General features: G+C 45.5%; 7 protein-coding genes. All 7 read left to right on the top strand.

Going from position 1 to position 5,577, the window contains the following annotated elements; translation table 11 throughout:
• Positions 1–405 (top strand): transporter associated domain-containing protein (locus JF818_RS09415; protein ID WP_304945015.1); only part of this gene is annotated, 405 nt, incomplete at its 5' end.
• A gap of 80 nt (positions 406–485) precedes the next feature.
• On the top strand, positions 486–1,490 hold the full coding sequence (gap, locus tag JF818_RS09410; protein WP_198891760.1) for a type I glyceraldehyde-3-phosphate dehydrogenase: 1,005 nt from the start codon (positions 486–488) through the stop codon (positions 1,488–1,490).
• Positions 1,491–1,574: 84 nt separating this feature from the next.
• On the top strand, positions 1,575–2,753 hold the full coding sequence (gene pgk, locus JF818_RS09405; protein ID WP_198891759.1) for a phosphoglycerate kinase: 1,179 nt from the start codon (positions 1,575–1,577) through the stop codon (positions 2,751–2,753).
• Between the two features lies 1 nt (position 2,754).
• Entirely contained in the window at positions 2,755–3,507 is a 753-nt protein-coding gene (tpiA, locus tag JF818_RS09400; RefSeq protein ID WP_198891758.1) for a triose-phosphate isomerase, read from the top strand.
• A gap of 20 nt (positions 3,508–3,527) precedes the next feature.
• Entirely contained in the window at positions 3,528–3,875 is a 348-nt protein-coding gene (gene secG, locus JF818_RS09395; RefSeq protein ID WP_198891757.1) for a preprotein translocase subunit SecG, read from the top strand.
• A gap of 74 nt (positions 3,876–3,949) precedes the next feature.
• Positions 3,950–4,363 (top strand): flavodoxin family protein, encoded by a 414-nt coding sequence (locus JF818_RS09390; protein WP_198891756.1) that lies wholly within the window; start codon positions 3,950–3,952, stop codon positions 4,361–4,363.
• Positions 4,364–4,420: 57 nt separating this feature from the next.
• Positions 4,421–5,464, top strand: coding sequence for a peptidylprolyl isomerase (locus JF818_RS09385; protein ID WP_198891755.1), 1,044 nt, complete (start codon positions 4,421–4,423; stop codon positions 5,462–5,464).
• Positions 5,465–5,577: the final 113 nt, after the last annotated feature.

Raw genomic sequence — 5,577 nt, 5'->3', positions numbered from 1 at the left:
CATCTTGATGATTTGCTCAGAGAATTCAAATTGAGAAAAGTCCATATTGCCATTGCTATTGATGAGTACGGCGGTGTGAGCGGTATTGTCTGTATGGAAGATATTCTGGAGGTCATTGTTGGTGATATCCAGGATGAATTTGATGATGATGAAGATGACGGAATGCGTAAATTGGACGACAATACGTTTGTTGTCGATGCAAGAACTTCCATTGAAGATCTGAATGAATCAGTAGGCTTGCACCTATCTGAGGAGGAATATGAGACAGTGGGAGGCTATGTCTTTGAACTGTTTGGGAGAATCCCACTCAAGGATGAGTCTGTTGAGGATGACGAGGCTATTTTTACCGTTGAGGATATTGATGGCCATAAAATCAACCAGTTGAAATTGGTTGTCAAAACATAATATATATACGTTGACCCTTGTAGAAGGAAAACAGTATATTAATATCGATACACAATTACATTTCCCGGAGGAAACAAACAATGAAAATTGCAATTAATGGTTTCGGAAGAATCGGACGCAATGTTTTCAAGATCGCTTTTGAAGACAAGGACATCGAGATTGTAGGCATCAATGACCTTACTGATCCCAAGACCTTGGCCCACCTTCTGAAATACGACTCCACCTATGGAGTATACTCCAAGAGCGTTGAAGTAACAGACAATGCTATCGTCGTTGATGGTAAAAACATTCCTGTATTTGCAGTACGCTCTCCCAGCGAACTTCCTTGGAAGGAGCTTGGTGTTGATGTAGCAATCGAATCCACTGGTGTTTTCTCTGTTGCTGAAGGCCCAAAGGGCGGTTACAAGGATCATATCAAGGCTGGTGCCAAGAAAGTTATCCTTACCGTTCCTGCTAAGGACCAGATTGACCAGACCGTTGTCTGTGGTGTCAACGATGATGCTATCGATCACAGCCTTCTCGCATACTCCAATGCAAGTTGCACCACCAACTGCTTGGCTCCTATCGTAAAGGTTCTCAATGACAACTTTGGCATCGAGGAAGGTTTAATGACCACCGTACATGCTTACACCAATGACCAGGTAATGCTTGACCAGCCCCACAAGGATCTGAGAAGAGCAAGAGCTGGTGCACTGTCCATCATTCCTACCACCACTGGTGCAGCCAAGGCTGTAAGTTTGGTTATCCCCGAAATGAAGGGCAAGCTTAACGGCATGGCAATGCGTGTTCCAACCCCAACCGGTTCAGTTGTTGACCTTGTGGTAACCTTGAAGAAGGATGCAACAGTTGAGGATGTGAATGCAGCAATGAAGAAAGCCAGCGAAGGTGCTATGAAGGGCATTCTTCAATACACTGAGGATCCAATTGTTTCCCGCGATATCGTAGGCAACACCCACTCCTCAATCCTTGATGCTGATCTTACCATGAAAATGGGCGAGAAGATGTTCAAGGTTATCAGCTGGTATGACAACGAAATGGGTTACTCCAACCGCGTTGTTGACCTTGCAAAGAAGCTGGTGAAATAACACTGTGTTACTGTGAATGTCAGGCCTGTTTCTACAGGCCTGATTTCCTTGCTAACGATTACCATCGAAATATAGAGGAAAGCTATGATTCTAAATACCATTCGAGAGTGTGATTTTTCAGGCAAGAAAGCCCTGATTCGTGTAGATTTCAACGTACCCATCAAGGATGGCGTGGTTACTGATGATACACGTATAAGAGCTGCACTTCCTACCCTTAAGTATCTGTTGGATAACGGTGCATCCCTTGTGGTTATGAGCCACCGTGGACGACCAAAAGGGAAGAAAAACCCTGAATTCTCCATGGCACCAATTGCAAAGCGTTTCAGTGAACTGCTGGGCAAGGATGTCCAACTTGCAAGTGATGTAATCGGTGAAGAGGTTACCGGACAGGTTGCATCAATGAAAGCTGGTGATGTTCTCTTGTTGGAAAACGTCCGTTTCTACAGTGAAGAAGAGGGCAATGATCCCGATTTTGCAAAGAATCTTGCTTCCTTGGGTGATGTATATGTAAATGATGCTTTTGGAACTGCACACCGTGCCCACGCTTCCACAGAAGGTGTGTCACACTATCTGCCTTCCTATGCAGGCTTCCTTATCGAAAAGGAAGTTAAGTTTATGGCACCACTCTTGAGCAACCCAGAGAAGCCTTTTGTAGCCATTATTGGAGGTTCAAAGGTTTCCAGCAAGATCAGTGTCTTGGAAAGTCTGGTAAGAACTTGTGATACGATTGTTATCGGTGGTGGAATGGCATATACATTCCTTTCCGTCCAAGGCCACACCATTGGAAAGAGTCTGGTTGAAGAGGAGTACAAGGATGTTGCTTCTTCTTTCCTGGCAAAGGCAAAAGAGAAGGGTGTACAGGTAATTCTTCCTGTTGATCATCTCTGTGGTGCTGAGTTCAAGGAAGATGCTGAGGCTGTCAGCGTTGATTCCACTGATATTCCAGAGAACCTGATCGGTATGGATATCGGTCCCAAAACCATATCCATGATTGTTGATGCAGTCACCAAGGCAAAGAGTGTTGTTTGGAATGGTCCGATGGGCGTATTTGAGTTTGATGCATTCGCTGAGGGAACCCTTACCGTTGCCAAGGCACTTGCAGAGAGCCAAGCTACCTCTGTTGTCGGTGGTGGTGATTCTGTTGCAGCTATCAATAAGTTTAACTTGGCAGACAAGATCAGTCACGTAAGTACCGGAGGCGGTGCTTCGCTCGAGTTCCTTGAAGGAAAGGTCCTTCCTGGAATCAAGGCATTGGAGAAATAAGATGAGAAAACCCTATATCGCTGGAAACTGGAAAATGAATATGACTCCAAGCGAAGGTGCAGCCTTCGCTAAGGAGCTTGCAAAGGCAGTGGAAGGAACCAACACAAAGGTGATGGTTGCTCCTCCTTACGTTACAATCCCTGCAGTGCTTGAAGCACTCAAGGGCTCTGAGATTATTGTTGCTGCACAGAACATGAGTGACAACCTGAAAGGCGCATTTACTGGAGAGGTGAGTGCAACCATGCTCAAGGATCTTGGTGTTACCAACGTTATTCTTGGACACAGTGAAAGACGTGCTCTCTATGGTGAAACAGATGCTTTTATCAACAGAAAGGTATTGCTTGCGCTCGCTGAGGGTATGGAAATCGACCTGTGTATCGGAGAGACCTTGGAAGAACGAGAAGCCGGCAAACTTGAAGAAGTATTGAGCCGCCAGGTTGAGGAAGGTCTGAAAGGTGTCTCTGCTGAGCAGATGAAGCATATCACTTTAGCCTACGAACCAGTTTGGGCTATTGGGACAGGAAAGACTGCAACCCCTGAAGATGCAGACGCTGCACATGCTTATGTTCGTAGTCTTGTTGAAAAACTCTACAATAAGGGTGTTGCAGAAGAGCTGATTATACAGTATGGTGGTTCAGTGAAGGCTTCGAATGTGAAAGCCTTGATGTCTAAAGAGCATATCGATGGCGCACTGGTTGGTGGTGCCTCCCTTTCCGTGGAGCAGTTCCTTCCGATTGTGAACTTTGATAAGTAAGTATTCGGAGTAAAGAGAAAATGGGTGTTTTGAGCATTATTCTGTTGGTATTATTCGTCGTCGTCAGTCTTCTGTTGATTTTCCTTGTTGCAGTGCAGGATGAGCAAAGTGAAGGTCTGGGCGGAATTTTTGGTGGTGGAAGCAATACCGCCTTTGGGTCCCACACAAGCAGTGTGGTAACCAAGGCTACAGGGACGCTTGCAGTCTTGTTCTTGGTATTGGCCCTTTTGGTGGCTTTCGTGAACAAATCGCCATCACAGAATGAGTTGCTCGATTCCGTCACCACGGAACAGGTTCAACAGACTACCGATTGGTGGACAAGTGGCGAAGGTGCAGCAGCAGCTGAAACAGCTACTGAAGCCAACTAGGACGGTCGCTGTTCCAATAACTATCGACTACCGGCCGCAGATATGCGGTCGGTTGCTGTTTCAAGGGAGTGTCTATGAAAGTTTGCGTATTATATGCACCAGCATCGAAGGGGAATGATAAAATGAAGGCAATCGCCAATGCGTTGTCGGAAGGTATCGCTTCCCAAGGTCATATGGTGGATGTATTCGATATGTCCCTCGAAGCGGGAAAGATTGTCTCTTTCTATGATTATCTGATCATCGGGACCGAGACGCTTACATTCTTTGGTGGGAAAATACCAAACACTGTTTCTGGGTTCCTGAAGACAGCCGGTAGCATTTCCGGAAAGCGATGCATGGCTTTCATCACGAAAGGGGGTGTTCGATCCATGAAAACACTCCAGGCGTTGATGAAAACAATGGAGAGGGAAGGGATGTTCCTGAAGAAAAGTGAGATAATCAACAAGGTTGATCTTGCTCGCGCTGTCGGTAAACATGTGAAAATCTGATTGATTCCCGATTCTGTTGGTAGTACCTTATGAGAAGATATTCTTAGGAGTTGTTATATGAAACGTAGATTTAGTGTTTTGGCTGTCATTCTGCTCATCGGCACAATGGCCTTTGCTGCAACGATTGGTGCCCCTGCCGCAACAGTGAGGCTTACCAAGACCACACCCATCAGCATGGCAAATCTTGAAGCAGAAGTTGCACAGTACAAGGCAAGTGCAGCAGAGCAGGGAGAAGACCCTGAGAGCGTTGACCCGCTGCAGGTATTGAATCTTCTGATCAACAATGAACTATTCCGTCAGGGTGCTGCCCGTGATGGTGTAAAGATAACTGATGCAATGGTTGACAGTGCATATGATTCTCAGAAGGCAAATCTTGAGGCTTCTTCTGGGCAGGCATTCACTGATGCACAATTCGACCAGATCATTACCAACAACTTTGGTTCTGTTGAAGCATACCGCAAAGCTATTCAGGAACAGTTGATGGTTGACTCTTATGTACGTATGAAGAAAGCCGATATGCTTAGTGCAAAGGTTCAGGTCTCTGATGCTGAAGTTAGCTCCTTCTATCGCAAGAACAAGACTCGTTTTGTCAGCCCTGAAACAGTGAAATTGAGTCATATCTACATTCCTTTTACCAATGATTCCCAGAAAGACTCACAGAACAAGACGCTCCTGGAACGTGTTGCCAGGGATATAAAGAGCGGATCACTTTCATTTGAGAAAGCAGTGGTCCAATACTCACAAGATACTCAGAGCAAGAATAAGGCTGGTGATATTGGTTGGCTGACCATGGATAATACTGAAGCACTTGCAGGTCTTGGCGATGCTTTCTTTGATGTGGCATTCACTACAGATGTGGGAAGTGTCAGTGATGTAGTAACCAGCAATACCGGCTATCATATCCTGAAAATTCTTGCGTACAATGATACCAAGATTCTTCAGTTGGAGGACCAGATCAGTCCAACTACTTCCACTACGGTAGAGCAGTACATCAGAAGTGAACTTGCTGCCGCGAAGCAACAATCGAACTACTATGCGGCGATCAACAGCCTGGTGGATGATTTGAGAAAATCTGCCACTGTAAACATTTTGTACAAATAACATGAAAACACGACATAAAGCACGCGAATTAGCGCTACAGACTCTCTATGCAATGGATTTCAACCATACACTTTCGTTGGAATCCATACCGTACATCTTCAGTGGTATTACTG

It is taken from the genome of Sphaerochaeta sp. S2 (genome assembly GCF_016406725.1).
Taxonomy (GTDB): Bacteria; Spirochaetota; Spirochaetia; order Sphaerochaetales; family Sphaerochaetaceae; genus Sphaerochaeta.
Note: the sequence above shows the minus strand (reverse complement) of the source record. Positions and strands in the feature narration are given on the sequence as shown.